The sequence below is a fragment of the Streptomyces boninensis genome, from assembly GCF_048572725.1.
GTDB lineage: Bacteria > Actinomycetota > Actinomycetes > Streptomycetales > Streptomycetaceae > Streptomyces > Streptomyces boninensis.
This window is the reverse complement of the sequence record NZ_CP183837.1, coordinates 3,538,388-3,562,861: the sequence shown is the minus strand read 5'-3', so window position 1 is coordinate 3,562,861 and position 24,474 is coordinate 3,538,388. Positions and strand designations below refer to the sequence as shown.

The following is a 24,474-nucleotide window of genomic DNA, read 5'->3' as shown; positions in this document are numbered from 1 at the left end:
CAGCGGGCGGCACGGATGCCGCATCATCGCGTGTGGCGGGAACGGCTGGTTCAGCGCCTGCGGAGGCGCCGAGATCCCACCACCATTGCACCGCCGCCGAGGAGGAAGGCGCCGACGGTGCCGACAGGCCGGAGCAGGTCGCCCCAGCCCGAGTTCGCGAGTTCGGAGGGTGTCCGGGGGGTGGTTTTGCCCCCGGGCGCTTGTTCTTCGGGCTCGGGCGCGGGGGCGCGCGTGGTGCCCGCCGCCTCGCGCTCCTTACGTTCTTCCTTCCCCCGCGGTGCCGCTCCGGATGCCTCTCCCGGCTCCCGGACCGTAAGTTCGATCTCTTTCGACTGGCCCACCCAGTCGCCGTCGCCCGCGCGGCGCGCCATCGTCGTGACGCTGGCCTTCACGCCGCCCGTCGGTGCGCCGGCGGCGAAGCCGAAGCGCACCGGCACGTCCACCGTCTTGCCCGCGCCCACCCGCAGCCCGGGGCCCGCGGCGTCGAAGACGCCGACGTTCTCGGCGAGTCGGGTCTTGCGGAAGGGGATCGCCCGCCACCGGTCGCCGTCGTAGAACCGCAGCCGGATATCGGCGGGCGCGAGCCGCCCGGACCGGTCCGTGAGCACCGCCACGGGGTGCACCGCCCGGCAGGGCACGTCGGCGGTGTTACGGAGCTGGAGCACCCCGGGCCTGGCCGGATCGCCGGCGGCGAATCCCGTACCAAAGCCGCTCAGCCGCGCCTCGACGGGAAAGTCCCGCCCGGCGGCCCCGCCGCAGCCCGCGGCGTCCGCCGCCACCGCATCCGCGGGCGCGCCGGACAGCGCGGCCGCGGCGGCGGCGGAAACGGCGAGGGCACAGGTGGTGCGCATGCTGGCGACCCTGGCACGCGGCAGGGGGCGAGGGGCGGCGGCGCGGCATTGATCGCCCGACAAGCGCCGTCATTCCGCCCGTTTGGCCCAATACCCAGGTTTTCCGATGGTGGGTTGCGCGGGCCGCCTGAGCTGCTAATTCGCCGCGGCGCGCCCGAACAGCGGTGCCAGCGCCAGCTCTGCGGCGCCCTCGGCGACGAGCCGGCCGCCGCCGGGCGCGAGGTCGCAGCCGACGGCGGCGGCGCCGAGCTCGGCCCGTACGCCCGCGAGATACGGCTCCGGCGCGCCCAGCACCGTACGGCCGCCGAGCAGCAGCCGGTCGACGTCGAGCAGCCGCACCAGGCCCGCCGCCCCGACGCCGAGCACGCGCGCCGCCTCCGCCGTGTCGCCGCGCGCCACGGCGGCCAGGCAGACCGCCTCCAGGCAGCCGCGCCGCCCGCACTCGCAGCGCGGTCCGTCGAGCTGCACCACCTGGTGGCCGAACTCCCCGGCGCCGGTGCGCGGGCCGCGATAGACGTCACCGTCGAGTACGAGCCCGGCGCCGAGGCCGGTGGCGAGGTGCAGGTACGCAAAGGAGCCGCCCGCGGTGCCGGTCAGCGCGAGCGCCGCGGCATTGGTGTCCTTGTCCAGCGCCACCGGCAGCCCCACCAGGCGCTCCGCGAACACCCGCCGCAGCGGAAAGCCGTCCCAGGGCGGCAGCCCCGTCACCCGCCCCAGCACCCCGGCGCCATGATCGAGCGGCCCGGGGCTGGCCACACCGACCCCGACGAGCGAGTCGGGCCAGGCCCTCCCGACCCCCGCCCTCCCGACACCCGCGCTCCTGGCGGCCGCGCTGCCGGCACCCGCGCTCCCGGCGGCCGCGCTGCCGGTCGCCGCACCCTCGGCCGCTCGCCCGCCCGCCAGGGCGCTCCGCACCAGCGCCCCCACCACCTCCGCGGCCCGCTCGACCACCACATCCACCCCGGCCCCGAGCCCGACCCCCGCACCCAGCTCGGCCACCACCGCCCCCGTCAGGTCCACCACCACCGCGGTCAGCTCATCCCGATCCAGATGCAGCCCCACCGCATGCCGAGCCGAAGGCTCCACGCGCAGCGCGGTCCGCGGCTTCCCCCCGGTCGACGTCCGGCGGCCCGCCTCCGCGAGCAGCCCCTCCGCCCCCAGCCGCCCCGTGATCTTGCTGACCGCCTGCGGGGTGAGGCCCGCTGCCTCGGCCAGCTCGCCCCGGCTGACGCCGTCGGCGCCCGCGGCCCGTACCAGACCCAGGACCAGCGCGTCATTGTGGCGCCGCAACGCCGGGAGATTGCCCAACACACCCCCACCTTCCCCCGCCGCTTGCGCTTTCGCAACAGCGTTGCTTAAGTGGCAGGCATGGACAGCACAGCCACCACCCCGGGCGCCATCCGCCCCCTCCGCGTCGGCCTGCTCGGTTACGGACTGGCCGGCTCGGTCTTCCACGCGCCGCTCATCGCCGCCACCGAAGGGCTCGCCCTGGACACGGTCTCGACGTCCAACCCGGAGCGGCAGGCCCAGGCCCGCGCCGAGTTCGGCGACGGGCTCCGTACGGCCGACACCCCCGACGAGGTCCTGGCCCGCGCCGACGAGCTCGACCTGATCGTCATCGCGTCGCCGAACAAGACCCACGTCCCCCTCGCCAAGGCCGCCCTCGAGGCAGGCCTGCCCGTCGTCGTGGACAAGCCCCTCGCCGCCACCGCCGCGGAGGCCGACGAGCTCGACGCCCTCGCGCGCGAGCGCGGACTGCTGCTGTCCGTCTTCCAGAACCGGCGCTGGGACAACGACTTCCTGACCCTCCAGGCGCTGATCGAGGAGGGCGCCCTCGGCGATGTGCAGCGATTTGAATCCCGCTTCGAGCGCTGGCGGCCGCAGCTGAAGGGCGGCTGGCGCGAGTCCGGCGACCCGGCGGAGATCGGCGGGCTGCTGTACGACCTGGGCAGCCATGTCGTGGACCAGGCGCTGACGCTCTTCGGCCCGGCCGTCTCCGTCTACGCGGAGGCCGACATCCGCCGCCCCGGCGCGGCCGTCGACGACGACACGTTCATCGCCGTGACGCATCAGAGCGGCGTCCGCTCGCACCTGTACGTCAGCGCCACCACCGCGCAGCTCGGCCCGCGCTTCCGGGTGCTGGGCAGCCGCGCCGGTTACGTGAAGTACGGCCTCGACCCGCAGGAGGCCGCGCTGCGCGAGGGCAAGCGCCCGGGCATCGACCAGCCGTGGGGCGCGGAGCCCGAGTCGGCCTGGGGCCGGCTGGGCGCGGGGGAGTCGCCGCTGACCGGCGGCGGCGAGCCCGTGCCGACCAAGCCCGGGGACTATCCCGCGTTTTACGCCGCCGTGGCCGCCGCCCTGCGCGACGGCGGCGCGCCGCCGGTGACCGCCGGCGAGGCGGCGGCCGCGCTGCGGGTGCTGGAGGCGGCCCGCGAGTCGGCGGACACCGGCCGTACCGTCACGATCAAGGAGTCTGCTGAATGAGCGATGCCGACAACGCGCTGATCGCCGAGCTCTGGGACCAGGAGCAGCGGCTGCGCTTCCGCCGCTTCGACAACGACGACGCCTGGGAGCTCGGCTGCCTCCTCGCCGACCTGGCCATCGACCGCGGCGCCGCGGTGACGGTGGACATCCACCGCGGCGGCCAGCAGCTCTTCCACCGAGCGTTGCCCGGCACCACGCCGGACAACGACGAGTGGCTGGCGCGCAAGCGCCGGGTGGTGGAGCGCTATCAGGCGAGCTCGTATCTCGTCGGCACCCGCTTCCGGGCGAAGGGCACCACCTTCGAGGAGTCCTCGCGCCTGGACCCGGACCGGTATGCGGCGCACGGTGGAGCGTTCCCGCTCCGGGTGGTCGACGTCGGGGTTGTGGGTGTGGTCGGGGTCTCCGGCCTCCCGCAGGCTGAGGATCACGCGCTGGTGGTAGTGGGCCTGGAGCAGTTCCTCGCTGCCGGGTAGGCGGCTAATCGCGCCTGCGGCGCTCGCCCTCAAGCGCCGGGCGGGCTTGATCGCTGGAACAGCTCTCCCAGCTCCGGCACCGGACCCACCTGCTCCCCGAGCAGCCGCAGCCCCTCCCACACCGTCACCTGATTCGCCGTCAGCACAGGCTTCCCGAGCTCCGTCTCCAGCGCCGTGATGTACGCGGCGGAGTGCAGCGCCGTATCCGGCAGCAGCACCGCCTCCGCGTCCGGGTGGTCGCCGCCGCGCGCCAGCGCCAGCACCTCCTCCTGGCCCCAGGTGCCCACCTCGGCCGCGGTGATGATGCCGCTGGCCTGCCGGGACACCACCTCGGCGCCCGCGGACTTCAGGAAGCCGGCGAAGAGCTCCGCCACGTCGTCCGGATACGTGGCGGCGACCGCGACCCGCCGCACCCCCAGCGCCTCCACGGCGCCCGCGAAGGCGAACGAGGTGCTCGACGCGGGCAGTCCCGCCTCCGCCGACAGCTGCCTGACCTGCTCCTTCGCGCCGTCCCACCCGTACACGAAGCTGGCGCTCGTGCACGCCCACACCACGACCTGCGCGCCCAGCCGCTTCACCTCGTCGACCTTGGCGGCCAGCCGGGCCGCGGAGCCCATCTCCAGGAGGGCATCCACGCGGTGGGCATCCTCGCCGATATCGGTATGGACGAGGGGCAGCCGCACGCCGCCGCCGATCATGCGCTCCAGGCGCGGGTAGTCGTCCTCGGCGGAGAAGCCGGGGTAGAGGAAGCCGGCGGTGGGTGCAGCGGGCATGCGGGTCCCTTCGGGTTGTCTTCCAGTGCTCTGCGCGAGGTCTTCAGTTACGCGAGGTCTTCCGGCCACCCCTGATCCGGCGGCGGATCAGGGAGTTCCGGCTCCGCCCCCATCGGCGGGCCCGCGAGCGCCGCCTCCTGCGTGTCGGGGCGTACGGGCGGCGCGGGCGCCGGGGGAGCGGGCAGGTCCGGGTTCATCGACGCCGGGCCGCATCGGGCCGCCGGGTCGAGCAGCGCCTGGTACGGGCCGACGGCCTGGGCGCCGACCCGCCGCAACGCGGCCCACATGGTGACCTGGTTGGCCGACAGCACCGGCATCCGCAGCTCGGCCTCCAGCTGCGGGATGACGTCGTACGTCGGCAGGTTCGTACAGCTGATGAACAGCGCGTCCGGCGGCGCCTGATTGCCCGCGGCCGGCGCCACCGCGGCCCGCGCCATGTCCACCACATGGCGGTAAGGGACCTTCCAGATATGCCGCGTAAGGCCGAGGAAGGCGCGCCCGGTGACGGTGATCCCGTCCTCCTGCAGAAAGGCTTCGAGCGCCTCGGTGACCGACTGCGTGTATGGCGTGACGAGCGCGACCCGCCGGGCCCCGATCTCGTGCAGCGCCGCGATCATCGCGGAGGACGTGGTCAGCGCGGGCGTCTCGGACGCGTCGGACATCGCCGCCGACATGGCCCGCTCGCCGAAGTGCCCGTCCACGAAGCTCCCCGAGGCGCAGGCGTACGCGATCACCTCGGGCGACACGGCGCACAGCGCCCGCACCGCCTCCCGCAGCGTCTGATGCTCACTCACCAGCCGGGCCAGGTCGAGGCTCACCTCGACCGGCACGAACGGGGTCCTGGTCAGATGCAGCGACACATTGTCAGGCGCCCACCGCCACAGCTCGCGGTCGAGCGCAAAATCAAAAGGGGCTACTACACCCACACCACGCTGTGGTTGCGGTCCACCCAGAAAAGAGACATCCATGAGGCGCCCCATTTCGGTACGTAGGGCTATGAGACTGAGGAACTCGCCATGCTGCCGGTACAGGGCCGGGACGTCGGGGCAGATGCGGTTATTGACGACGGTAGAGCCGCGCCCCTAGCGTGGTCAATCCTCGCATCTCGGACGCCCTCCCGCCTCCTCTGCAACGCCGTGTAACGCCGTGTCCGACCGCTGCTCGCCGCCCAGTACAGCCGATCCTCGTTGCGAAACGGTTTCCCCTTCATGTCCCAAACCTCCGTCCTTGTTCTAGAGGACGATCCCCCGCCCGACCTGTCCCGTCTCACGGACCGGGTCCGCGTCATCACCGCGGGTGAATCCGGCCTGGCCGAGCTGCTCCCCCAGGCGGATGTCCTGCTCGTCTGGGACTTCCTTTCCGACGCCGTACGCGACGCCTGGCCGGCCAGCGGCCCGACGCCCTCCTGGGTGCACACGGCGAGCGCGGGCGTGGACCGGCTGATGTTCCCCGGCCTGGTCGACTCCGATACGCAGCTGACCAACGCCCGCGGCGTCTTCGACCAGCCCATCGCCGAGTACGTGGCCGGGCTCGTCCTCGCCATGGCGAAGGACTTCCGCGGCACATACGAGCGGCAGCGGCAGCACCGCTGGCAGCACCGCGAGACCCTGCGGGTGGCCGGCACCCGCGCGGTCGTCGTCGGCTCCGGGCCGATCGGCCGCGCCATCGGGCGCACCCTTTCCGGGCTCGGCGTCGTCGTGGACCTCGTCGGCCGTACGGAACGGGAGGGCGTGCGCGCCATCGCCGCCCTGCCCGAGCTGCTCCCGAAGGCGGACTGGGTGGTCAGCGCGGCGCCGCTGACGGACGACACGCGCGAGATGTTCGGCAAGGCCGCCTTCGAGGCGATGCCGGACCGGGCCCGGTTCATCAACGTCGGCCGCGGCGCGCTGGTGGTCCAGCGGGAGCTCGCGGCGGCGCTCGAGTCGGGGGAGCTGGCGGGCGCGGCCCTCGATGTCTTCGAAGCCGAGCCGCTGCCCGCCGGCGACCCGCTGTGGGACGTGCAGGGGCTCTTCATCTCCCCGCATATGAGCGGAGATGTGGTGGGCTGGCGGGACGCGCTGTCCGAGCAGTTCTGCGACAACTTCGACCGCTGGGCAGCGGGCGAGCCGCTGTTCAACGTGGTGGACAAGCGGGCGGGGTACGTACGGGGATGAGCGGACGGCGGTCGTCCGTGGAAGAGGAGGCCGGGATGACGGACCTGACGGCGCTGAGCGCGACCGAGCTGCTGCGGGGATACCGGGCCGGGGACTTCACCCCCGTGGAGGCCACCCAGGCGGCGCTGGCGCGGGCCGAGGAGGCGGCCGCCCGTACCAACGCCTTCGTCCTGATCGACGCCGACGAGGCACTCGCCCAGGCGGCCGCCTCGACCGACCGGTGGCGGCGCGGCGAGCCCGCCGGGCTGATCGACGGGGTGCCCAGCACCGTCAAGGACATCCTGCTGATGAAGGGCCACCCCACGCTGCGCGGCTCGCGGCTGAAGGACCTGGAGGCGCCCGGCGACGAGGATGCCCCGGCCGTGGCACGGATGCGGGAGCACGGCGCGGTCTTCCTCGGCAAGACGACGACGCCCGAGATCGGCTGGAAGGGCGTCACCGACAGCCCCGGAAGCGGGGTGACGGGCAATCCGTACGACCCCTCCCGGACGGCCGGCGGGTCGAGCGGCGGCTCGGCGGCGGCGGTCGCGATGGGGGCGGGGCCGCTGAGCCTGGGGACGGACGGGGGCGGCTCGGTCCGTATCCCCGGGTCCTTCTGCGGGATCTTCGCGCTGAAGCCGACATACGGGCGGGTGCCGATCTATCCGGCGAGCGCCTTCGGGACGCTGGCGCACGTGGGGCCGATGACGCGGGATGCCGCCGACTCGGCGCTGCTGATGGACGTCATCAGCGGCGCGGACTCCCGCGACTGGTCGCAGCTGGCGCCGCCGGCCGGGAGCATCCAGGACGCGCTCGACGGGGACGGCGTGCGCGGTCTGCGGGTTGCGTACAGCCCGTCCTTCGGCGGCCAGGTGGCCGTGGACGCCGAGGTGGCGACCGCGGTACGCAGGGTGGCGGAGCGGCTGAGCGAGCTCGGTGCGTACGTCGAGGAGACCGACCCGCCGATCACCGATCCGGTGGACGCCTTTCACGCGCTCTGGTTCAGCGGGGCCGCGCGGGTGGTGGAGCGAATCGGCCAAGATCAGCGGGAGCTGCTCGACCCCGGGCTCCGGGAGATCGTGGCCGAGGGGGAGCGGTGCAGCGCGCTGGAGTATCTGGCGGCAGTGGACGTGCGGATGGCGCTGGGGAAGGCGATGGGCGCCTTCCACGAGCGCTACGACCTGCTGCTGACGCCGACGATGCCGATCACCGCCTTCGAGGCGGGCGTCGAGGTGCCGGCGGGATCCGGCTACCGGCGGTGGACGGGGTGGACGCCCTTCACGTACCCCTTCAACATGACGCAGCAGCCGGCCGCGACACTGCCCTGCGGGACGGATGCGCAGGGCCTGCCGATCGGGGCGCAGCTGGTGGCGGCGCGCCACGGCGACGCGCTGGTGCTGCGGGCGGCGCACGCGCTGCGCTGAGGATCCCGCGGCGCGCCGCGGGATCCTGTAAGCGGCTCAGGCGCGGCGGAAGTTCAGGGTCTCCCCGAGGGCGCCCGCGCGCCACAGGTCCTGGCAGGCCTCTGCCATCTCGTCGAGGCCCTCGACGATCGAGCCCCAGACGATGCCGGGGACCCAGCCCTGGTCGCCGTTGATGAGCAGGTTGTTGCGCTCGTAGAAGAGGGCCAGGTCGACCACCTGGGCGCGGCCCTGGTGGGCGGCCGACTGGTCGTAGCCGGCCGCCGCCTGCTCGTAGCCGTACGACTTCGTGCCCAGCTGGGTGTCCGTGAAGGTGAAATAGCAGAGGTCGCCCGGAATGGGAGTGATGGTGGGATTTTCGAGCGGGGGCTCAGAGGGCGCGAAAGTGGGGATGAGGGTGTAGATCTCGTTTCGGGCGTACTTTGCGTGGTAGACGTCACCACCCAGCGGAAGGGCGTTCCAGACGGCGTCGCAGGTGATCGGGGCGCGGTCCTGGAGCAGCTTCGCCGTACAGGTCACACCCCTCTTGGCCAGGGAAACTTCGATGAATCGGTCGGTCACAGCCGCTACCTCCCTCGACGGCCATGGTCACGAGCAGATCGCAGGCTGAAAACGCTCCGCATATCTTCAGCCAAGTCGGGTAGTCGCGCGGCCATGGCTCCACCACTGGACAACAACAAGGGAATCACACGGAGAGCACTGTCCCGGCGATCACTGCTTGCCGGAGCGGCGGCTGTCGGTGGGCTGGGCGCGCTGGGTGCGGCCGGCTGCAGCCGGGTGTCAACTGCGGGTGAGGAGGAACCGGGCGATCTGCTGGAACGGCTGCGCGCGCAAGGCGTGGCCCGCATCGGCATCGCGGGCGAGATTCCGTTCGGATACATCGACAAGGACGGCAATCTCACGGGCGAGGCCCCCGAGCTGGCCAAGATCATCTTCAAGCGGCTCGGCGTCGACAAAGTGCAGCCCGTGCCGCAGGAGTTCGGCTCGCTGATCCCGGCCCTGCAGAGTCAGCAGCTGGATGTCGTCTCCGCCGGCATGTACATCAACAAGGACCGCTGCTCGCAGGTCATCTTCTCCGACCCCGACTACCGGATGAAGGACGCCTTCATCGTCCCCAAGGGCAATCCGAAGGGGCTCCACAACTACAAGGATGTGGTGAAGGCGAAGGCGAAGCTGGCGACCGGCCCCGGGTATCTGGAGATCGGCTACGCGGCGGAGGCCGGGTACAAGGAGAGCGAGATCCTCATCGTCCAGGACCAGGTCGCGGGCCGTAACGCGGTCGAGGCCGGCCGTGCGGACGTGTTCACCGGCACCGCGCTGACCGTCCGCGAGGTCGTCAAGACGAGTCGCAAGGTCGAGGCCACCAAGCCGTTCGCGCCGACTGTCAACGGCAAGCCGCACGTGGACGGCGGGGGATTCGCGTTCCGCTCCGGGCAGACCAAGCTGCGTGACGCCTTCAACGAGGAGCTGCGGAAGATGCGGGAGAGCGGTGAGCTCTTCCGCGTCCTGAAGCCGTTCGGCTTCACCAAGGACGAGATGACCAAGATGACCGCGAAGGAGTTGTGCGAAGTATGACTTCCGGTCTGTGGGAAATTGTCCTGAAGGGCGCCTGGGTCACCATTCAGCTGCTCGTCTTCAGCTCGTTGATCGCCACCGCCGTCGCCTTCATCGCGGGCACCGGCCGTACGTCCCGGCTGCGGATCGTCCGCTTCCTCGCGGGTGCCTACACGGAGATCTTCCGCGGCACCTCGGCGCTGATCATGATCTTCTGGGTCTACTTCGTATTGCCGCAGCTGATCGGCTGGCAGCTGGTGCCGATGTGGGCCGGCAGCCTTGCGCTCGGCCTGACCTACGGCGCGTACGGCGCGGAAATCGTGCGCGGCGCACTGCAGTCGGTGGACCAGGCGCAGCAGGAGGGCGGCGTCGCGCTGTCCTTCTCGCCGGTGCAGCGGCTGCGGCTGATCCTGCTGCCGCAGGCGGTGCCGGAGATGATCCCGCCGTTCTCCAACCTGCTCGTGGAGCTGCTGAAGGGCACCGCACTGGTATCCATCATCGGCATGGCCGACCTTGCCTACAGCGGCAGCCTGGTCCGGCTCGCGCTGCAGGAGAGCAAGGAGATCTACGCCTACCTGCTGGTCATCTACTTCATCATCGCCTTCCTCCTCACCCGTCTGATGCGCGGCCTGGAGCGGAAGCTGAAGGCGGGCATCGGCAGGCCGGTGGAGAAGGGCTGGATCGCACGCAAGCTCAGCCCGCAGAGTGATGTGGACCAGGCGGCGCGGCGGACGCCGGTCGGCGGAGGTGTCTCATGAATCGCTGGGACTGGAACAACGTCAGTGACTTCATGCCGCACTTCTGGGACGGCGTGCTCGTCACCCTGCAGATGCTGGTCCTGGGCTCGCTGGTCTCCTTCGGCCTCGGCCTCGTATGGGCGCTGCTCATGCGCACCGGCACCCGCTGGGTGACCTGGCCGCTCGGCCTCGTCACGGAGTTCATCCGCAACACCCCGCTCCTGGTGCAGCTGTTCTTCGCGTTCTTCGTCTTCCCCGAGTGGAACATCACCTTCTCGGCGGAGACGACCGGCGTGCTGGTGCTCGGCCTGCACTACTCGACGTACACGATGCAGGTCTACCGGGCGGGCATCGAGGCCATCCCGGTCGGCCAGTGGGAAGCGGCCCGGGCGCTCAGCCTGCCGCTCTCCCGTACGTGGATGGCGGTCGTGCTCCCTCAGGCCATCCGGCGTGTGATCCCCGCGCTCGGCAACTACGTGATCTCCATGCTGAAGGACACCCCGATCCTGATGGCGATCACTGTGATGGAGATGCTCGGCGAGGCCAAGCAGTTCTCGCAGTCGAACTTCACGTTCGTCGAGCCCCTCACCATCATCGGCATCGCCTTCATCGTCATCTCTTACCCGGCATCTGTCCTCCTGCGAGCTCTGGAGCGTCGTCTTGTCTACAAGTAACAGCGAAACCGACAACCCCGCCGTCGACGGCAGCGAACTGATTCGCTTCGACAAGGTGACGAAGCGCTACGGCAGCAACACCGTGCTGGACGAGCTGGACTTCAGCGTGAAGTCCGGCAAGCACATCACCCTCATCGGCCCGTCCGGATCCGGCAAGACCACGATCCTGCGGGCGCTGATGACCCTGGTGACTCCCGAAGAGGGCACCATCAAGGTCGGTGGCGAGTACCTCTTCCACGAGGAGAAGAACGGCAAGCTCGTCAAGGCGGGCGAGAAGCACATCCGCGAGGTGCGCAAGAACATCGGCATGGTGTTCCAGCACTTCAACCTGTTCCCGAACATGCGGGTGCTGCGCAACATCACCGAGGCTCCGGTGCACGTACTCGGCATGTCCAAGGACGAGGCCGAGCAGCGGGCCAAGGAGCTGCTGGATCTGGTCGGTCTCACCGAGCACATCGACAAGTACCCGAACCAGCTCTCCGGCGGTCAGCAGCAGCGTGTCGCCATCGCCCGGGCGCTCGCCATGCGCCCGCAGGTCCTGCTCCTCGACGAGGTCACCTCCGCGCTCGACCCCGAGCTGGTGGCCGGCGTCCTCGACGTGCTCCGGGACATCGCACGGTCCACGGACATCACCATGCTCTGCGTCACCCATGAGATGGGATTCGCGCGCGACATCTCCGATGACGTACTCATGTTCAACGAGGGCAAGGTCATCGAGTCCGGGTCGCCGGAGAAGATCTTCAGTGAGCCGGAGCACGAGCGCACCAGGGAGTTCCTGAGCGCGGTCCTCTGAGTCGGGTCAAGCTCACGGCAAACCGGCTTATGGCCGGGGCATATGCCACCAGGCGCGCTTCCGTCAGCGGACGGGAGCGCGCCTGGTTTTGTGCGCAACTGCCGCCCGGCTTGGGCATATTCATCGCTATCGTGGTTGTGTCATCGCCGCGTCACGCTCGGTCAGGGGGATGCTGTGGCTGTCAAGCCGGAACCCACGGCGCCGTTCCACTCGGTGCAGCACGCCTTCCGCGTGCTCGAGTCCGTAGCCAGGCACGGCGACGGCGTCACCGACGCCCAGCTCGCCCGCGAGACCGGCCTGCCCGTCGGCCACCTCGCGCACATGATGCTGATGCTGCGCCGCGAGGGCTATGTCGAGCAGGTCGCCGACGGCGCCTACGTGGTCGGCGAGTCCCTCCTGCTCCTCGGCTCCTCCGCCGACCGCGAGCGGGCCCTGCGCGAGAAGCTGCAGCGGTCGCTGGACGAGCTGCGCTCCGCGGCCGGCGCGGCGGTGTACATGTGCCGGTACGACGACGGCGAGATCACCGTCCAGCAGTACGCCGACGGCCCCGCCACCCCGCGCGTCAACGAATGGGTCGACTTCCGCTCCGCCGCCCACGCCACCGCCATCGGCAAATGCCTCCTCGGCCAGCTCGACCACGACGCCCGCCGCGACCACCTCTCCCGGCACAAGGTGGCCCGCCTCACCTCCCGCACGATCACCGACGAGCGCGCGCTGCTCGCCTCCCTCGACCGGCATCCGGCCACCGTCCCGGCGCTCGACCTCCAGGAGTACGCCCTGGGCACGGTCTGCTCCGCCGTGCCGCTGACCGCCGGCGCGAAGGTTGGCTGCCTCGCGCTGTCCCTCCCGGTCGAGCACGCCCACCGGCTGCGCAGCGCGACTGACGCGCTGAGCAAGCAGGCGTCGCCGATGCTGCTGTCGCTGGCGCTGTGAGTGGTGCTGTGAGTGCCGCTGTGAGTGCCGCTGTGAGTGGTCAGTAGCACCCCTGCGGAGCAGGTACTATTGGTCGCGCAGGCGCCGTTAGCTCAGTTGGTTAGAGCAGCTGACTCTTAATCAGCGGGTCCGGGGTTCGAGTCCCTGACGGCGTACCAAAAGCAAAGGCCCCGGCCGGTGTGACCACACCAGCCGGGGCTTTTGCCATGCGGGGTTGCGGCCGCTGGGACAATGGTGGGTGGCCAGACACAGCAGGAGGACGCGCATGACCGAGCCGGAGGCTCACCGAAAGACGCCCCGCCGCCCCGCCTCGCTCATCTTCGAACCGCCCGAGGCCGTCACCGACCCCGAGCACTTCTTCGGCCTCGAGGCGCTGGAGGACCCCCGCGAGCTCCTCGCCCGCGCCACCGACCTCGCCCTCGCCTTCAGGGCCGCCACGGACCGGGCCCTGGAGTACCAGGCGGTAGCCGCCGCCCAGCTCGCCGACCCCCGCCGCTTCGACCGCCTGCCCCCGGCCGCCATCGCCGAGCGGGCCGACTGGTCGGTGGACTATGCGGAACGGATGATCGAGTTCGGCCGGGACCTGATCAAGAGCGGGGAGAATCCCGAGACGGACGGCTAGCCTCGCCGGCCGGAATAAACCGGAGCCCGTCTCCAGTTCTCCTCCTCGTAGAGGCCGAACCACCTGGAGGCGCACCCCATGACCGTCCCCCTCTCCGTCCTGGATCTCGCCACCGTCGGGACCGGGCGCACCGCCGCGCAGGCGCTGCAGACATCCGTCGAGCTGGCGAAGCTGGCGGATGACAGGGGGTTTACGCGGTTCTGGGTGGCTGAGCATCACTCCATGCCCGGTGTTGCCAGCTCCTCGCCTGCGGTGATCCTTTCGCATCTCGCCGCGCACACCGAGCGGATCCGGCTCGGGTCCGGGGGTGTGATGCTGCCGAATCATGCGCCGCTCGTGATCGCCGAGCAGTTCGGGACCCTCGAAGCGCTCGCGCCCGGCCGTATCGACCTCGGGCTCGGGCGGGCGCCCGGGACCGATGGCGCCACCGCCGCCGCGCTGCGGCGCACCGATCGGCTCAATCCGGGGGCCGACGACTTTCCCGAGCAGCTCGCCGAGCTGACCGCGTTCCTCGATGACGACTTCCCCGCGCGGCATCCGTACGCCGCCATCCACGCCGTCCCCGGCCCGGTCCAGGGCACCGCCGACGGCGGCGTGCAGAGCTCCGACCGGCCCGATATCTGGCTGCTCGGGTCCTCCGGGTTCTCCGCTCAGCTGGCCGGGCAGCTCGGGCTGCCCTTCGCCTTCGCGCATCATTTCTCCGCCGCCAATACGCTCCCGGCGCTCGAGCTGTACCGGGAGAGCTTCCGGCCCTCCAAGGCGCTCAGCGAGCCGTACGCGATGATCGGCGCCTCCGCGCTGGCCACCGACGACGCGAAGGAGGCGTACCGGCAGGTGCGCACGCACGCGCTGTCGATGGTGCGGCTGCGGACCGGGAAGCCGGGGCTCGTGCCGTCGCCCGAGGAGGCGGAGGCGCACTCCTGGAGCCCGATGGAGGAGGAGTTCGCCGGCAGCTGGCTGTCGAATGTCTCGTACGGGACGCAGGACGAGGTGCGCGCCAAGCTCGACGCGCTCGTCGCCCGTACCGGCGTCGACGAGCTCATGATCACGAGCAATGCGCACGACGGCGACGTCCGCCTGCGCTCGTACGAGCTGCTCGCCGACGCCTACGGCATGCCGACGGCCTCCTAAACCGTCGCCACGCCTTCCACCCCCAGCAGCTCCGACACCCGCTCCGGCGCCACCGCCCGCGAGTAGAACCAGCCCTGCGCCGTATCGCACCCGATGCGGCGCAGCCGCTGTGCCTGGTCCTCGCTCTCGACGCACTCCGCCGTCACCGAGATGCCGAGCTGGTGGGCGAGGTGGACGAGGGCCTCGACGATCGTTTCGTCGGCGGGGTTCGGGTGCTCCGCCGAGCGGAAGCCACGGACGAAGGAGCCGTCCAGTTTCAGCGTCGTCACCGGGAGCCGGCTCAGGTACGCGAGGTTCGAGTAGCCCGTACCGAAGTCGTCGATGGCGATCCCCACGCCCATCTCGTGCAGGTCCTGCAGCGCCTGCAGCGGGCGGCCGGCCGAGCCCATGACCGCCGATTCCGTCAGCTCCAGCTGCAGCAGCCCGGGCGGCAGGCCGGTCTCCGCGAGGATCGCCGCCACGTCCGCGACCAGGTCGGAGTCCCAGACCTGGCGTACGGCCACATTGACGCTCACGAAGACCGGCTCGTGCGGGCGCGCCCGCTGCCACTCGCGCGCCTGCCTGCACGCGGTCTGCAGGATCCAGCGGCCCAGCGGGACGATCGCGCCGTTCTCCTCGGCCAGTCCGATGAAACGATTTGGCGCCAGCGCGCCCAGCGTCGGATGCCGCCACCGTACGAGCGCCTCCACGCCCCGCACCGCGCCGTCGCCGAGGCCGACCAGCGGCTGGTACTCCAGCGCGAACTCGCCGCGCTCGACCGCGGGCCGCAGCGTGGAGGAGAGGGCCTGGCGGGTCATGCGGTGGGCGTTGCGTTCGGGGTCGAAGAGGGTCCAGCGGGCTTTGCCGTCGGCCTTGGCCCAGTAGAGCGTGGTGTCGGCGGCCTGCATCAGGGCGGTGGCCGTGGTGCCGGTGGCGGCGCGCTCGACGACGCCGATCGACGCGGACAGGGCGAGCCGCTGGCCGCCGATGTCGAAAGGCTTCTGCAGCGCGGCCAGGACGTCGCCCGCGAGGTCGCAGAGCTGGTCGGTGCCGGTGGAGTCCTCGACGAGGACGGCGAACTCGTCGCCGCCGAGGCGGGCCACGAGGTAGCTGCCTTCGGCGGCGAGGTCGGTGAGGCGGCGGCCGACGGCGGTGAGCAGCCGGTCGCCGACGCGGTGGCCGAGGGTGTCGTTGATCGCCTTGAAGCCGTCGAGGTCGAGGTAGGCGAGGCCGATGCGGCTGCTGCCGTGCTCGCGGGCGGCCTCCAGGGCGGCGGCAAGGCGCTCGAAGAACAGCGCCCGGTTGGGGAGCCGGGTGACCGGGTCGTGCATCTGCAGGTGGCGCAGCCGGGCGCGCAGCTCGCGGGGCTCGCTGACGTCGGCGACGGAGAGCAGCGCGCCGCCTTCGGTGAGCGGGGTGACGGTCACCTCGTACCACGCGGGATGGCCGGTGGCGGCTTTGAGGCGGCGGCTGACCCGGAGCTGCGGGCGGCGGCCCTGCAGCACGTCGAGGAAGCAGCCCCAGGTCCAGGAGTCCTCGCGGAGGGCGCAGAGCTCGGCGGCGGAGCTGCCGGCGAGGCCGTCGGGCCGGCCGGCGCCGAAGAGGGATAGGAGGCGTTCGTTCGCGGCGCGTACGAGGCCGTCGCTGCCGATGACCGCCATCGCTAGATGCGCGGTCTCGAATGCCGCGCGGAAGTCGGCCGCGCCTTCTCCGGGGTCCGCCGCCGCGAGATGACGCTCCGTGACCGTCTGGAGAGTGGTTCCGGGCCCGCAGACGGACCCGGGGGGAGTTCCGTTCACCGCTTGCTCCCGTCCGTGGGGAGTTCGTTTCGAGTCGCCACCGCCTACTTAAAGTAGGCCGATCATAGAGGCTTTGCGGCGGACCGTTCCAGCAACACGTCGCTGTGGCAGGCACCTTATCGGTGGACCATGCCCGAAGCGGTCCGAATCTGTCTGCGGCCGCACATCACCCGATCGATTGTGACGCAGCGTAGCCCCGCTTGGTTCCGCTTCTGGAAAACCTCGTCACCCTTCCGGTGCATCGGAACAGGACGAATCGCCCTATATAGACACAGGGTGGGCTTAATCCGTTCCGACGCGAAGCCTGCGAGGTCGATGTGGGGCACTCAGAGATATCCGGGACCCGGGCCACCCACCGGCGGCTGAAGCCGCGGCGGCTGCGCGCCGGTCTGGGCGTGGGCGGCGTCGTGGGCGCCGTCGTGGCCGGGTCCCTGATATCCGCGTCGGCCGACGCCGACGTGCCCCGCCCGTGCGCGCTCACCCGCACCGACGCGCACCACTCCGAGGGCGTCTCCACCTGGAACGCCGACTACCCCCGGCCGCACAAGACACTGCGCGCCGGGATGGTCTTCCTGTCCTTCCCGGACTCCGAGCCGGTCACCACGCCGCGCGAACTGGCCGCGGACCACTTCCCGGCCACCTCGAAGTTCTTCGAGCGCTCCAGCTACGGCCGCTTCAAGCTGCGCGCCGAGCCGCAGCGCAGCTGGATCAAGATGCCCCGCAAGTCCACCTCGTACGGCATCCAGCGGGACTGGGCCCCCGACAAGCGCGCCCGCTATCTGCGCGACGCGATATCGGCCGCCGACAAGAAGACCGACTTCAGCGACTACGACGTGGTCTACCTGGTCGCCGACCCGGACGCCCCGGGCGTCGACTCCGACGCCACCAAGGTCGTCAACTTCGACCAGCCGATGGTCGCCGACGGCACCGAGTTGCGCCGCATCGTCACGGTCTTCGAGCAGCATCCGCCGGACCGCAATGTCCTCGCCCACGAGACCGGCCACGTCTTCGACCTCCCCGACCTCTACCACCGCCCCGAGGACGGCAAGGGCGACTGGGACACCTACGTCGGCGACTGGGACCTCATGGGCAGCCAGTTCGGCCTGGCGCCCGAGCCCTTCGGCTGGCACAAGTGGCGGCTCGGCTGGATCGCCGACGGCCAGGTGGACTGCGTGCCCCAGCGCGGCTCCAGCACCCACGCCATAGCGCCGCTCTCCCGTACGGCCGACCGGTCCGCGCTGCGCGACACGCGGCTGGTGGTCGTACGGACCTCCAGGACGTCCGCGCTGGCCATCGAGGCCAGGGAGCGGTCCGGGAACGACACCCAGTCCTGCACCGAGGGCGTCCTCGTCTACCGGGTCCAGGCGCAGGCCGCCTCAGGCACCGGCCCGATCGAGGTCCTGGACGGCCATCCGGGCAAGGAGGCCTGCTGGGACACCTCGGTCTATCCCGATCTCGCGGACGCCCCGCTGGGCGTCGGCGAGAGCATGGACATCGAGGACGACGGGGCGCGGGTGACGGTGACGGGGCGGGGTGCGGGCGGCGCCTGGAACGTACGGGTGGACCGCCGCTAGCCCGGCCTGGGCCGGCCCCGCGCCGGCCCAGGCCGCCCCGCGGAAAGCTTGCTCCCGGGCCGTCTGCCCCTCGGCCCGGGAGCAACGGGAAAAGGCCCCTCGCTCTCGCGAGGGGCCTTTCCTGCACGTACGCCGTCAGGGACTCGAACCCCGGACCCGCTGATTAAGAGTCAGCTGCTCTAACCAACTGAGCTAACGGCGCCTGGTGACGTGAAAACTCTAGCACCCGGTCGGCCGAGATCGAAAATCGATTAGCGCGGGGGGTCGGGTCAGGGGCGGCCTCGGCCCCCTCCGCGACCTGCGTACGGGCCTTGGTGCAGGCCCACAGCAGCACCTGCGGCCCGGGCAGCCAGGGGTAGCGCACCTCCGGCGCCACCAGCCACCGCACCCGCGCCGCGCCCTTCTGCAGCGGCGGGATGGTGACGGCGTCGCCCTGGCCGTGGCACAGCGGCGCCGGCGCGGACCGCGCCTGGCCGTCGGCGGAGCCCGTACGACCCCACTCCTCCCAGCGCAGCAGGGCGGGCAGCCGGTCGGCGGTGCCAGGGGCGGCGAAGATCATGATGCGGTCGGGCAGCGCGGCCACGGGCCCGCTGCCGGGGCCCTCGGTCCACAGCAGGTCCAGGACCCGGCGGGCATAGAGGTCGGGGAGGCTGACGACGTCGAAGACGGTGCCGGTGGGGAGCACCGTCGGCGCGCTGGGCCGGGCGCTCCACAGGGCGCGGACGCTGCGCGGGAAGGGCGAGGCGGAGGTGAGCCAGGCGGCGCCGGACGGGGTGACGTCCGCGGCGGCTCGGGCGGCGGTGGTGGTCCCGTTCCCCCGGCGTGAATCGTTGGTCATGCCAATACGATTGCGAGGGCGCGCTTTCCGCCTTCCCGGATCGCCGGAAACCGGGACAGGACGGGGGTACGGGGCGTAATCTCCCCGCCCTGCTGGCGAAGCCGACGACACTTGCTGGTGCGGCCGGTGGGACTCGAACCCACATGGGATTTCTCCCACAGCATCCTAAGTGCTGCGCTTATACCAGTTCAGCAACGGCCGCCTGCTGCTGAAACATGCTACCTGGCCAGGCGCCCTCGATCAGGGGCTACCCGGGGCTGGCTCGCCGGCCCCGGCCCCGGCACCACGTGGCCGTGATCGCGTGGCAGTTCGGGCACAGCAGTCGAAGGTTCACCGGGCGGTTATCGCTCGGGTCGCCATTGATGTGGTCGATCTCCAGTGTGATGGGCTTTCCTCGCCAGCTCGGCGGGCAGCCGCACTCGGCGCACTGTTCGGGGACTCCGACCTGCGCGAGCGCCCGGCGGAGTAGATGGGTCTTAGTCCGCGAGCCAGTGCCGGCCCGAACGAGGATCTCGTCGGGGCGCTTGCGCCGCTCAATGATGATCTTTCCGCGCCCGTGAGCCTGCCCCAGGAATCGGGAGGTGCTGATGCCGGCCTCGTGTGTCCATTTCCTCAGGCTTGCCCGTTGGCTCGCGCTATCGGGTCGCTGCAGTCGGCGGAGAACCCCAGCGATGGATGTGGATTGCGCGACTGCCTCGCGGAGCTCGTCATCGCTTGGTCGCGGCAGCCGCCGGTTGGGACGCGGCAGCCAGTGGGAGGTGTCGATGCCGTAATGCGCGAAGCGGCGGAGAAGGTACTTGCGGAGCTGGGGTTGGGGACTGACCTCGAAGAAGATGAGGACGTCATCGATGGACCCGCAGGCTGAGGCCGCTGCCTGCAGGGACTCCTTGGTGTATCTGACTCCATTCCTCAAGCTGCCCTCCGGCGCTTTCCTCGGCCGCGGTACGTGTCGGTGGCCGCATGGCAGTTGGGGCAGAGCAGCCGCAAGTTCTCAGGCCGGTTGTTCCTCCAGTTGCCGTCGATGTGATCTACCTCGAGCGCGAGCGGCTCGCCGCGCCAGGCAGGGCCGATACCGCATCCTGCGCAGCGCTCGTCGGAGCCCAGGAGTAGCAGAGCACGCTTGAGTCGGTCGGGTTTCACCCGCCCCCTCGTGCCTGGCTCCACCTCCACCAGTAGCTCGTCGAGGCTGCGGTTCCGACTTGGTCTGCGCGACGTGGTGGTGAAGTGCGAGGTGTCGATGCCGAATGCTTGGATCTTGCGGCTGATGTGCGTGTGGTGGCCGCCGACCATATCCAGGCCCAGCCGCTGGAGCACTTCATTCACATTCTTCGACCCGGCGACGGCAGCGCTGAGGACCTCGCGGGTCCATCGCACGCCTTCCCGCTCGAAGTGATCTGTCGCCACTCCTAACCGGCGCATCCGCGCCTGGACGTACTTCCGTGTCGGACTCCGCGGATCCACCCCCAGCCGCTCCAGCGCCTCCGTCAGCGTCCGCGATGTCTGCGCCGCCGCCTCCAGCCGCTCACGCGTGTACGGGCTTGTCCTCATGCCGGTCTCCCCTCCGACTGTTCCGGTTTCGCACTGATCAACGAACCGGTTATCGGACAAGTCACGCTGAAGTGGGAGCGTCAGCGGATCGTGTGCGCCCCCAAGTGCGCCAGTACCGCCTGATTTGCCTCCCAGCCGTCTGGGAATTTGATCGGGGCGCCTAGGCGGACCGGCTCTGTGGAGGGGTGGGCGTCCAGGAGGGAGGGGATGCCGGCTCGCGAGATCACGATGCAGGCGTGGCGGTGGCGGGAGGTCAGGACGCAGAGGCGGCCGGTTTCCAGGTGGAAGGCGGTGGCGTCGGGGCGGCCTGACAAGGGGTGGAGGATGACTGTGGCGTCGTATTCGCGGCCTTGTAGGCGGTTGGCGGTGTCTACCGTTACGCCTTCGACCTCGCGGGCTGCCAGGGCGGTTCGTACCGCTGCTGCCTGGTCGCGGTGGGCTGTGCCTACTGCGATGCGGTCCGCCGTTAGCGGGGTTGGGCCGCCGCCTCGTTCGCTTCTTGTCTCGCCCTCGCGGGCCAGGAGGCGGTCGACCACGTCCGCTACCGCCGCGATTGCCTCCGGGTCCGTGCGGGGCGTGACCGCCTCCGGGAGTTCCAGCAGGGCCCAGCCCGAGGCTGCGGCCTCGTCCACCGCGCGGTCGGCTGGTGAGTCCGTGGAGGGCTCGTTGAAGGACAGGTGGCGGTCGTCCGGGCCCGTTCCGGCGCGGAAGGGGGTGTACGGGTAGAAGGCCTGCGACACCAGGGGGGCTGCGGATGCCGGGAGGCGCCAGGAGACCGGGAGGCGGTGTTGGGGGAGGTCCGGGTTGTGGGCCAGGAGGGTCGTGACCGCGCTCGTCGAAGGGTCGTACGACAGGCCTGCCCACTGTTCCGCGCCTACCACCGCGAAGGGGTCCAGCTGGCCCGGGTCGCCTACGAACAGGGCGCGTTCGAAGAGGCCGCCTACGGCCAGGAGGGCGTCCGAGCGCATCTGGTAGGCCTCGTCGATGATTGCGTGTGGCCAGCGTTCGTCCAGGTCGGCGGATTTTACGTACGCCCATTTTGCGGCCGTTGAGACCGTGACCGGGAGACCTGTCAGGTCTGCGAGGGACGAGGCCGGGCGGACCTGTTCGTGGGTGTCCAGGATGGGGTCGTACGGGCTCGGGTCGCTGCTGTGCAGGCGGCCGATGGGGAGGTTGGGGGCCGCTGTGGCGAGGCGGTCTACTAGGTCGTCCACCTGGGCGTTTGTTTGCGCGACGATCATTAGGCGGCGGTTGGTGGCGGCGATGCGCTGGGCGGCCGTGACGACGAGGGTGGTTTTGCCGGCGCCGGGTGGGGAGTCGACTACGACGCCTCGGTGGGTGCCGTCGAGGGTGTCGGCGAGGATCGCTTCGGTGGCGGCCTTGGCCGCTTGGGCGGCCGGGGTGGGCGCGGCGGGGCCGGTGGCGGTGGGGCCGTCGGCGGTGGTCGTCACAGGAAGTCCTCCGCGGTTGGGGTGTCCGCTGCCTCGGCGGTGAGTGCGCCCGGTGGGCCGCCGTGGGTCCAGGGGGTGTCCTCGGGGTCCGGGAGGCCGGGGCCGCCGCGGGGGGCGTGTTCGAAGAGCGTGAAGCAGAGGCGGTCGCCGGGGTCGGGGATGCTGCCCGGGTCGGGGTCCTTGCCTCGGCCCATGCGGTCGGTCAGGCGGACGGTGATCGTGTCGTCCGGGTCGTACGACACCACCTCCGCCGTCTGCGGCTTGCCTGCCGTCGTGTCGCGGTAGACGCGTGTGCCCTCCGCGAGGTGGGGGGTGTCTTCCGTACGGATCGTGAGCAGGGGGCGCGGGCGGGGGCGCTTGGCTTCTGAGTACGCCATGACGACCTCTGTCACCTCGCCTGCGAAGGCCTCGCCGGTGAGGCGGCGGCCTGCCATCACCAGGGGGTCGTCCAGGGCTTCCTGGGCGTCGAGTTCTGCTTGGGCGCGTTCGCGGGAGGCGAGTTTTCGGGCGGCTGTTACCGCGTCGTCGCGGCGGGGTTGTGGGGGTTCGCCGGCGCGGATGCGGTCGCGGTGGCCGGTGTAGGACCAGCGGTCGCCGCGCCAGCGGGCTTCGGCGCGGGGGGCTTCGGGGAGGGTGTGGAGCAGGTCGAGGCCGGTCCAGACGGCGTCCCAGGTGGGGCGGAGGACGCTGTGGAGGAGGTCGGCGATCTCCTTTGCGGCGGTGGGGACTTCGGCGTCGTAGCGGGCCATTGCGGGCGCTAGGAGGCGGTTGTCGAAGGCGGGGTCGGTGGCTGGGCCTGCGGGTGGGGTGAGGAGTTGGCCGCGGGGGTCGCGGGCGAGTTCGGCGTGGGTGGCGTCCTCGCCTTGGAGCCAGGCCAGGAGGGCGCCCAGGTGCTGGTCCTCCAGGTGGCTCTGGCCCGTCGTCCAGTGGCGGGTCAGGAGGCCGGTCATGGAGAGGAGGAGGCAGGAGCCGGGGACTCGGGCGCGCTCTGCGTAGTGCGTCAGCCAGCGGCCCAGGAGAGGGACGCGGGGTGGGGCGGGGTATGGGGTGTCCGGGTCGTCCTCGGCTGTGCGGCGGAAGCGCATGGAGCGGCCCAGGAGGCGGATGTAGTCGACGCCGGGGGAGTTGGGGACGATCAGCTGGGGGGCGTCCAGGCAGAGTTCGAAGTCTTCGCCCTTGCGGGTCTCTGTTTCGGTGTCGTCTGCGTACGAGTCGATGTGCGGGAGCACGATCTCCGCGAGCTCGGCCAGGAAGGCGAAGCGGAGGTCGCGGTCGCGGGGTTGGGGGACCGTGAGGAGGGTGGGGTGGTCGCGGTCGGTGCCGACGAGGGCGCCGAGCGGGGCGGCTGCCTCGCCGGCGGCGGTGAGGGGGATGAGGACGAGAGGGCGGTTGGAGAGGTGGCGGTGGCGGACGGTGGCCTGCGGCTGGGCGCGGCCGGTGGCGGCGGCTTCGGCGCGGGCGAGGGTGGTGAGGAGGGTCATTTGTGCCCACCCGCCCGCCCGATGCTCTCGCGGGCAGGGGGTGTGGTTCCTGCGGCGCCCAGGGCCTCCGCGCGGAGCGCGGCTGCACGGCGGAGGGCTTGCGCGGCTGGGTCGGTTGTGGCTGGGCTGGGCCCGGCTGGCCCGGTCGCCTCGGCTGGCCCGGCTGGTCCCGGCGCCCCGCCGGGTCCGGTCGGCTCCGCTGCTCCCGCCAGCCCAGCTGACCCTTGCTGCCCGGCTGCGAGTTCAGCGGGTGGGTGGGTGGGGGTGGCTGCCGAGAGGACCTCCGCGATTGTGCGCAGTGAGCCCAGCTCGCCTCGGATCGACCTGCCCAGCGCCACCACCTCGCCCGCCTCCCGCGCCCGGGACCTGCAGTGGAAGGCCAGTTCGCACGACGACAGGCACTCCGGGGCGTAGGCCGCGTGCACCGTCGACACCGACTCCGTCAGCTCCGCTGCCGGGCGCGACACATCGAAGGTCACGCCGTCCGGCAACCCCGCCGCGATCGACTCCAGTCGCGTCAGGCGGGCCAGTTGGCGGCGGGTGACGGCCAGTTGGGGGCGTACGTCCATGGACTCCGCCGCCGGGAGGTTGGAGAAGTCCTTCGGGCAGACCAGGAGCACGTCGCTGCGCACCGAGGCGTCCGGGAGCGCGTCCAGCGCCAGTACGTACACCGCCGACTGGCGCGCCGCCGCGCCCACCTTCGCCGCGTCCGCCGCGCCGTCCAGGATGGGGAAGGACTTGATCTCGATGACCGTCCAGGTGCCGTCGGGGGCGACGATCAGGGCGTCCGGCTCCAGGAAGACCCCCGAGCCCGCCACCTCCAGCCGCAGCAGCGGATGGTCCAGCAGCGTCCACCCGCCGTCGCCCGCCGCGGCCAGCGCCTGCCGGGTGCGCTCCGCGCGGCCCTCGGGGCCCGGTGCGGTCAGGTCGGGCGTACGGACCTCCTCCGCCGGAGGCGGCTCCGCGCCGCCGGCGATCCGGGCGCAGTACAGGCGCAGCAGCTCCGCGCCGCCGTCCGCCTTCACTCGCGCCTCGAAGGAATTGCCGCGGGCGAAGGCGAACTGGGACTGGCCGAAGGAGGACGGGCTGCCCAGGGCCTCTGCCAGCGCCGCCTTGTCGACGCCCGCGCCGTCGAGCAGCGCGCGGCGTTCGCAGCCGGGGTTCGCGGCGAGCGCGGCCAGCGCGCGGGCGTCGAGCGGGCGCGGGAGGACGCCCGGGCCGCGCAG

The 24,474-nt window shown here is 71.4% G+C and carries 24 protein-coding genes and 3 tRNA genes; 13 read left to right on the top strand and 14 right to left on the bottom strand.

Annotated features, from left to right (window positions below; genetic code table 11):
• Window positions 1-50: 50 nt before the first annotated feature.
• Together ACNNMR_RS16090 and ACNNMR_RS16085 are read right to left on the bottom strand one after the other, a co-directional pair.
• Window positions 51-851, bottom strand: a complete 801-nt coding sequence (locus tag ACNNMR_RS16090; RefSeq protein WP_419995298.1) for a hypothetical protein — start codon at window positions 849-851, stop codon at window positions 51-53.
• A 135-nt stretch (window positions 852-986) separates the two neighbouring features.
• Window positions 987-2,162 (bottom strand): ROK family transcriptional regulator, encoded by a 1,176-nt coding sequence (locus ACNNMR_RS16085; RefSeq protein ID WP_419995297.1) that lies wholly within the window; start codon window positions 2,160-2,162, stop codon window positions 987-989.
• A 57-nt stretch (window positions 2,163-2,219) separates the two neighbouring features.
• On the opposite strand from ACNNMR_RS16085, the gene ACNNMR_RS16080 reads away from it, so the two are divergent.
• On the top strand, window positions 2,220-3,335 hold the full coding sequence (locus ACNNMR_RS16080) for a Gfo/Idh/MocA family oxidoreductase (protein WP_419995296.1): 1,116 nt from the start codon (window positions 2,220-2,222) through the stop codon (window positions 3,333-3,335).
• The gene (locus tag ACNNMR_RS16075; protein WP_419995295.1) at window positions 3,332-3,808 is read left to right on the top strand and encodes a heme-degrading domain-containing protein; all 477 of its coding nucleotides are present in this window, start codon (window positions 3,332-3,334) and stop codon (window positions 3,806-3,808) included. The genes ACNNMR_RS16080 and ACNNMR_RS16075 overlap by 4 nt, the downstream gene beginning before the upstream one ends.
• Before the next feature lie 29 nt (window positions 3,809-3,837).
• Here ACNNMR_RS16075 and ACNNMR_RS16070 read toward each other — a convergent pair whose 3' ends face one another.
• Both ACNNMR_RS16070 and ACNNMR_RS16065 read right to left on the bottom strand, forming a co-directional pair.
• Window positions 3,838-4,581: a decarboxylase gene (locus tag ACNNMR_RS16070; protein ID WP_419995294.1), complete on the bottom strand. Its 744-nt coding sequence runs from the start codon at window positions 4,579-4,581 to the stop codon at window positions 3,838-3,840.
• A gap of 47 nt (window positions 4,582-4,628) precedes the next feature.
• Complete coding sequence (locus ACNNMR_RS16065; protein WP_419995293.1) at window positions 4,629-5,549, bottom strand: decarboxylase; 921 nt, start codon at window positions 5,547-5,549, stop codon at window positions 4,629-4,631.
• Between the two features lie 240 nt (window positions 5,550-5,789).
• Between ACNNMR_RS16065 and ACNNMR_RS16060 the strand changes: the two genes are divergently transcribed.
• Window positions 5,790-6,734, top strand: coding sequence for a D-2-hydroxyacid dehydrogenase (locus ACNNMR_RS16060; RefSeq protein WP_419995292.1), 945 nt, complete (start codon window positions 5,790-5,792; stop codon window positions 6,732-6,734).
• A gap of 35 nt (window positions 6,735-6,769) precedes the next feature.
• Window positions 6,770-8,137 carry an amidase gene (locus ACNNMR_RS16055; protein ID WP_419995291.1) on the top strand — a complete coding sequence of 456 codons (1,368 nt, stop codon included), beginning with the start codon at window positions 6,770-6,772 and terminating at the stop codon, window positions 8,135-8,137.
• A gap of 36 nt (window positions 8,138-8,173) precedes the next feature.
• Here the strand turns inward: ACNNMR_RS16055 and ACNNMR_RS16050 are convergent, their stop codons facing one another.
• Window positions 8,174-8,695 carry a DUF3830 family protein gene (locus ACNNMR_RS16050; protein ID WP_419995290.1) on the bottom strand — a complete coding sequence of 174 codons (522 nt, stop codon included), beginning with the start codon at window positions 8,693-8,695 and terminating at the stop codon, window positions 8,174-8,176.
• A 93-nt stretch (window positions 8,696-8,788) separates the two neighbouring features.
• Here ACNNMR_RS16050 and ehuB point away from each other — a divergent pair, with 93 nt between their 5' ends.
• The 8 genes from ehuB to ACNNMR_RS16010 all read left to right on the top strand — a co-directional run bounded on the left by ehuB (window position 8,789) and on the right by ACNNMR_RS16010 (window position 14,578).
• Window positions 8,789-9,709: an ectoine/hydroxyectoine ABC transporter substrate-binding protein EhuB gene (gene ehuB, locus ACNNMR_RS16045; protein WP_419995289.1), complete on the top strand. Its 921-nt coding sequence runs from the start codon at window positions 8,789-8,791 to the stop codon at window positions 9,707-9,709.
• Window positions 9,706-10,446 (top strand): ectoine/hydroxyectoine ABC transporter permease subunit EhuC, encoded by a 741-nt coding sequence (ehuC, locus tag ACNNMR_RS16040; RefSeq protein ID WP_419995288.1) that lies wholly within the window; start codon window positions 9,706-9,708, stop codon window positions 10,444-10,446. Before ehuB ends, ehuC begins: the two co-directional genes overlap by 4 nt.
• Window positions 10,443-11,099, top strand: a complete 657-nt coding sequence (gene ehuD / locus ACNNMR_RS16035) for an ectoine/hydroxyectoine ABC transporter permease subunit EhuD (RefSeq protein ID WP_419995287.1) — start codon at window positions 10,443-10,445, stop codon at window positions 11,097-11,099. The genes ehuC and ehuD overlap by 4 nt, the downstream gene beginning before the upstream one ends.
• Complete coding sequence (ehuA, locus tag ACNNMR_RS16030) at window positions 11,086-11,892, top strand: ectoine/hydroxyectoine ABC transporter ATP-binding protein EhuA (protein ID WP_419995286.1); 807 nt, start codon at window positions 11,086-11,088, stop codon at window positions 11,890-11,892. Before ehuD ends, ehuA begins: the two co-directional genes overlap by 14 nt.
• A 174-nt stretch (window positions 11,893-12,066) precedes the next feature.
• Window positions 12,067-12,825, top strand: coding sequence for an IclR family transcriptional regulator (locus ACNNMR_RS16025; protein ID WP_419995285.1), 759 nt, complete (start codon window positions 12,067-12,069; stop codon window positions 12,823-12,825).
• Between the two features lie 81 nt (window positions 12,826-12,906).
• Window positions 12,907-12,983, top strand: a tRNA-Lys gene (locus ACNNMR_RS16020).
• 107 nt (window positions 12,984-13,090) lie between these two features.
• Entirely contained in the window at window positions 13,091-13,447 is a 357-nt protein-coding gene (locus ACNNMR_RS16015; protein ID WP_419995284.1) for a hypothetical protein, read from the top strand.
• Between the two features lie 78 nt (window positions 13,448-13,525).
• Window positions 13,526-14,578 (top strand): LLM class flavin-dependent oxidoreductase, encoded by a 1,053-nt coding sequence (locus tag ACNNMR_RS16010; protein WP_419995283.1) that lies wholly within the window; start codon window positions 13,526-13,528, stop codon window positions 14,576-14,578.
• Here ACNNMR_RS16010 and ACNNMR_RS16005 read toward each other — a convergent pair.
• The gene (locus ACNNMR_RS16005) at window positions 14,575-16,356 is read right to left on the bottom strand and encodes a putative bifunctional diguanylate cyclase/phosphodiesterase (protein ID WP_419995282.1); all 1,782 of its coding nucleotides are present in this window, start codon (window positions 16,354-16,356) and stop codon (window positions 14,575-14,577) included. The two genes, ACNNMR_RS16010 and ACNNMR_RS16005, sit on opposite strands and share 4 nt — an antisense overlap.
• Window positions 16,357-16,673: 317 nt before the next feature.
• Here ACNNMR_RS16005 and ACNNMR_RS16000 point away from each other — a divergent pair, with 317 nt between their 5' ends.
• Window positions 16,674-17,930 (top strand): M6 family metalloprotease domain-containing protein, encoded by a 1,257-nt coding sequence (locus tag ACNNMR_RS16000; protein WP_419995281.1) that lies wholly within the window; start codon window positions 16,674-16,676, stop codon window positions 17,928-17,930.
• 128 nt (window positions 17,931-18,058) lie between these two features.
• Here ACNNMR_RS16000 and ACNNMR_RS15995 read toward each other — a convergent pair.
• The 8 genes from ACNNMR_RS15995 to ACNNMR_RS15960 form a co-directional block, all read right to left on the bottom strand.
• Window positions 18,059-18,132 (bottom strand) — tRNA-Lys (locus tag ACNNMR_RS15995).
• The gene (locus ACNNMR_RS15990; protein WP_420000375.1) at window positions 18,094-18,768 is read right to left on the bottom strand and encodes a bifunctional DNA primase/polymerase; all 675 of its coding nucleotides are present in this window, start codon (window positions 18,766-18,768) and stop codon (window positions 18,094-18,096) included. Before ACNNMR_RS15990 ends, ACNNMR_RS15995 begins: the two co-directional genes overlap by 39 nt.
• Window positions 18,769-18,883: 115 nt before the next feature.
• Window positions 18,884-18,970: transfer RNA gene (locus ACNNMR_RS15985), tRNA-Leu, on the bottom strand.
• A 45-nt stretch (window positions 18,971-19,015) separates the two neighbouring features.
• Window positions 19,016-19,681: an HNH endonuclease signature motif containing protein gene (locus tag ACNNMR_RS15980; RefSeq protein WP_419995280.1), complete on the bottom strand. Its 666-nt coding sequence runs from the start codon at window positions 19,679-19,681 to the stop codon at window positions 19,016-19,018.
• Window positions 19,678-20,316 (bottom strand): HNH endonuclease signature motif containing protein, encoded by a 639-nt coding sequence (locus tag ACNNMR_RS15975; RefSeq protein ID WP_419995279.1) that lies wholly within the window; start codon window positions 20,314-20,316, stop codon window positions 19,678-19,680. Before ACNNMR_RS15975 ends, ACNNMR_RS15980 begins: the two co-directional genes overlap by 4 nt.
• Before the next feature lie 80 nt (window positions 20,317-20,396).
• Window positions 20,397-21,767, bottom strand: a complete 1,371-nt coding sequence (locus ACNNMR_RS15970) for an AAA domain-containing protein (protein ID WP_419995278.1) — start codon at window positions 21,765-21,767, stop codon at window positions 20,397-20,399.
• Entirely contained in the window at window positions 21,764-23,248 is a 1,485-nt protein-coding gene (locus ACNNMR_RS15965) for a hypothetical protein (protein WP_419995277.1), read from the bottom strand. The genes ACNNMR_RS15970 and ACNNMR_RS15965 overlap by 4 nt, the downstream gene beginning before the upstream one ends.
• Window positions 23,245-24,474, bottom strand: coding sequence for a hypothetical protein (locus tag ACNNMR_RS15960; RefSeq protein ID WP_420000374.1), 1,230 nt, complete (start codon window positions 24,472-24,474; stop codon window positions 23,245-23,247). Before ACNNMR_RS15960 ends, ACNNMR_RS15965 begins: the two co-directional genes overlap by 4 nt.

Coding starts and splice junctions, on each gene's coding strand:
- ehuB (WP_419995289.1), top strand. CDS start 8,789: ATGGCTCCACCACTGGACAACAACAAGGGAATCACACGGAGAGCACTG.
- ACNNMR_RS16080 (WP_419995296.1), top strand. CDS start 2,220: ATGGACAGCACAGCCACCACCCCGGGCGCCATCCGCCCCCTCCGCGTC.
- ACNNMR_RS15965 (WP_419995277.1), bottom strand. CDS start 23,248: ATGACCCTCCTCACCACCCTCGCCCGCGCCGAAGCCGCCGCCACCGGC.
- ACNNMR_RS15990 (WP_420000375.1), bottom strand. CDS start 18,768: ATGACCAACGATTCACGCCGGGGGAACGGGACCACCACCGCCGCCCGA.
- ACNNMR_RS16075 (WP_419995295.1), top strand. CDS start 3,332: ATGAGCGATGCCGACAACGCGCTGATCGCCGAGCTCTGGGACCAGGAG.
- ACNNMR_RS15975 (WP_419995279.1), bottom strand. CDS start 20,316: ATGAGGACAAGCCCGTACACGCGTGAGCGGCTGGAGGCGGCGGCGCAG.
- ACNNMR_RS16015 (WP_419995284.1), top strand. CDS start 13,091: ATGACCGAGCCGGAGGCTCACCGAAAGACGCCCCGCCGCCCCGCCTCG.
- ACNNMR_RS16010 (WP_419995283.1), top strand. CDS start 13,526: ATGACCGTCCCCCTCTCCGTCCTGGATCTCGCCACCGTCGGGACCGGG.
- ehuD (WP_419995287.1), top strand. CDS start 10,443: ATGAATCGCTGGGACTGGAACAACGTCAGTGACTTCATGCCGCACTTC.
- ACNNMR_RS16070 (WP_419995294.1), bottom strand. CDS start 4,581: ATGCCCGCTGCACCCACCGCCGGCTTCCTCTACCCCGGCTTCTCCGCC.
- ACNNMR_RS16090 (WP_419995298.1), bottom strand. CDS start 851: ATGCGCACCACCTGTGCCCTCGCCGTTTCCGCCGCCGCCGCGGCCGCG.
- ACNNMR_RS16060 (WP_419995292.1), top strand. CDS start 5,790: ATGTCCCAAACCTCCGTCCTTGTTCTAGAGGACGATCCCCCGCCCGAC.
- ehuC (WP_419995288.1), top strand. CDS start 9,706: ATGACTTCCGGTCTGTGGGAAATTGTCCTGAAGGGCGCCTGGGTCACC.
- ACNNMR_RS16055 (WP_419995291.1), top strand. CDS start 6,770: ATGACGGACCTGACGGCGCTGAGCGCGACCGAGCTGCTGCGGGGATAC.
- ACNNMR_RS16065 (WP_419995293.1), bottom strand. CDS start 5,549: ATGGATGTCTCTTTTCTGGGTGGACCGCAACCACAGCGTGGTGTGGGT.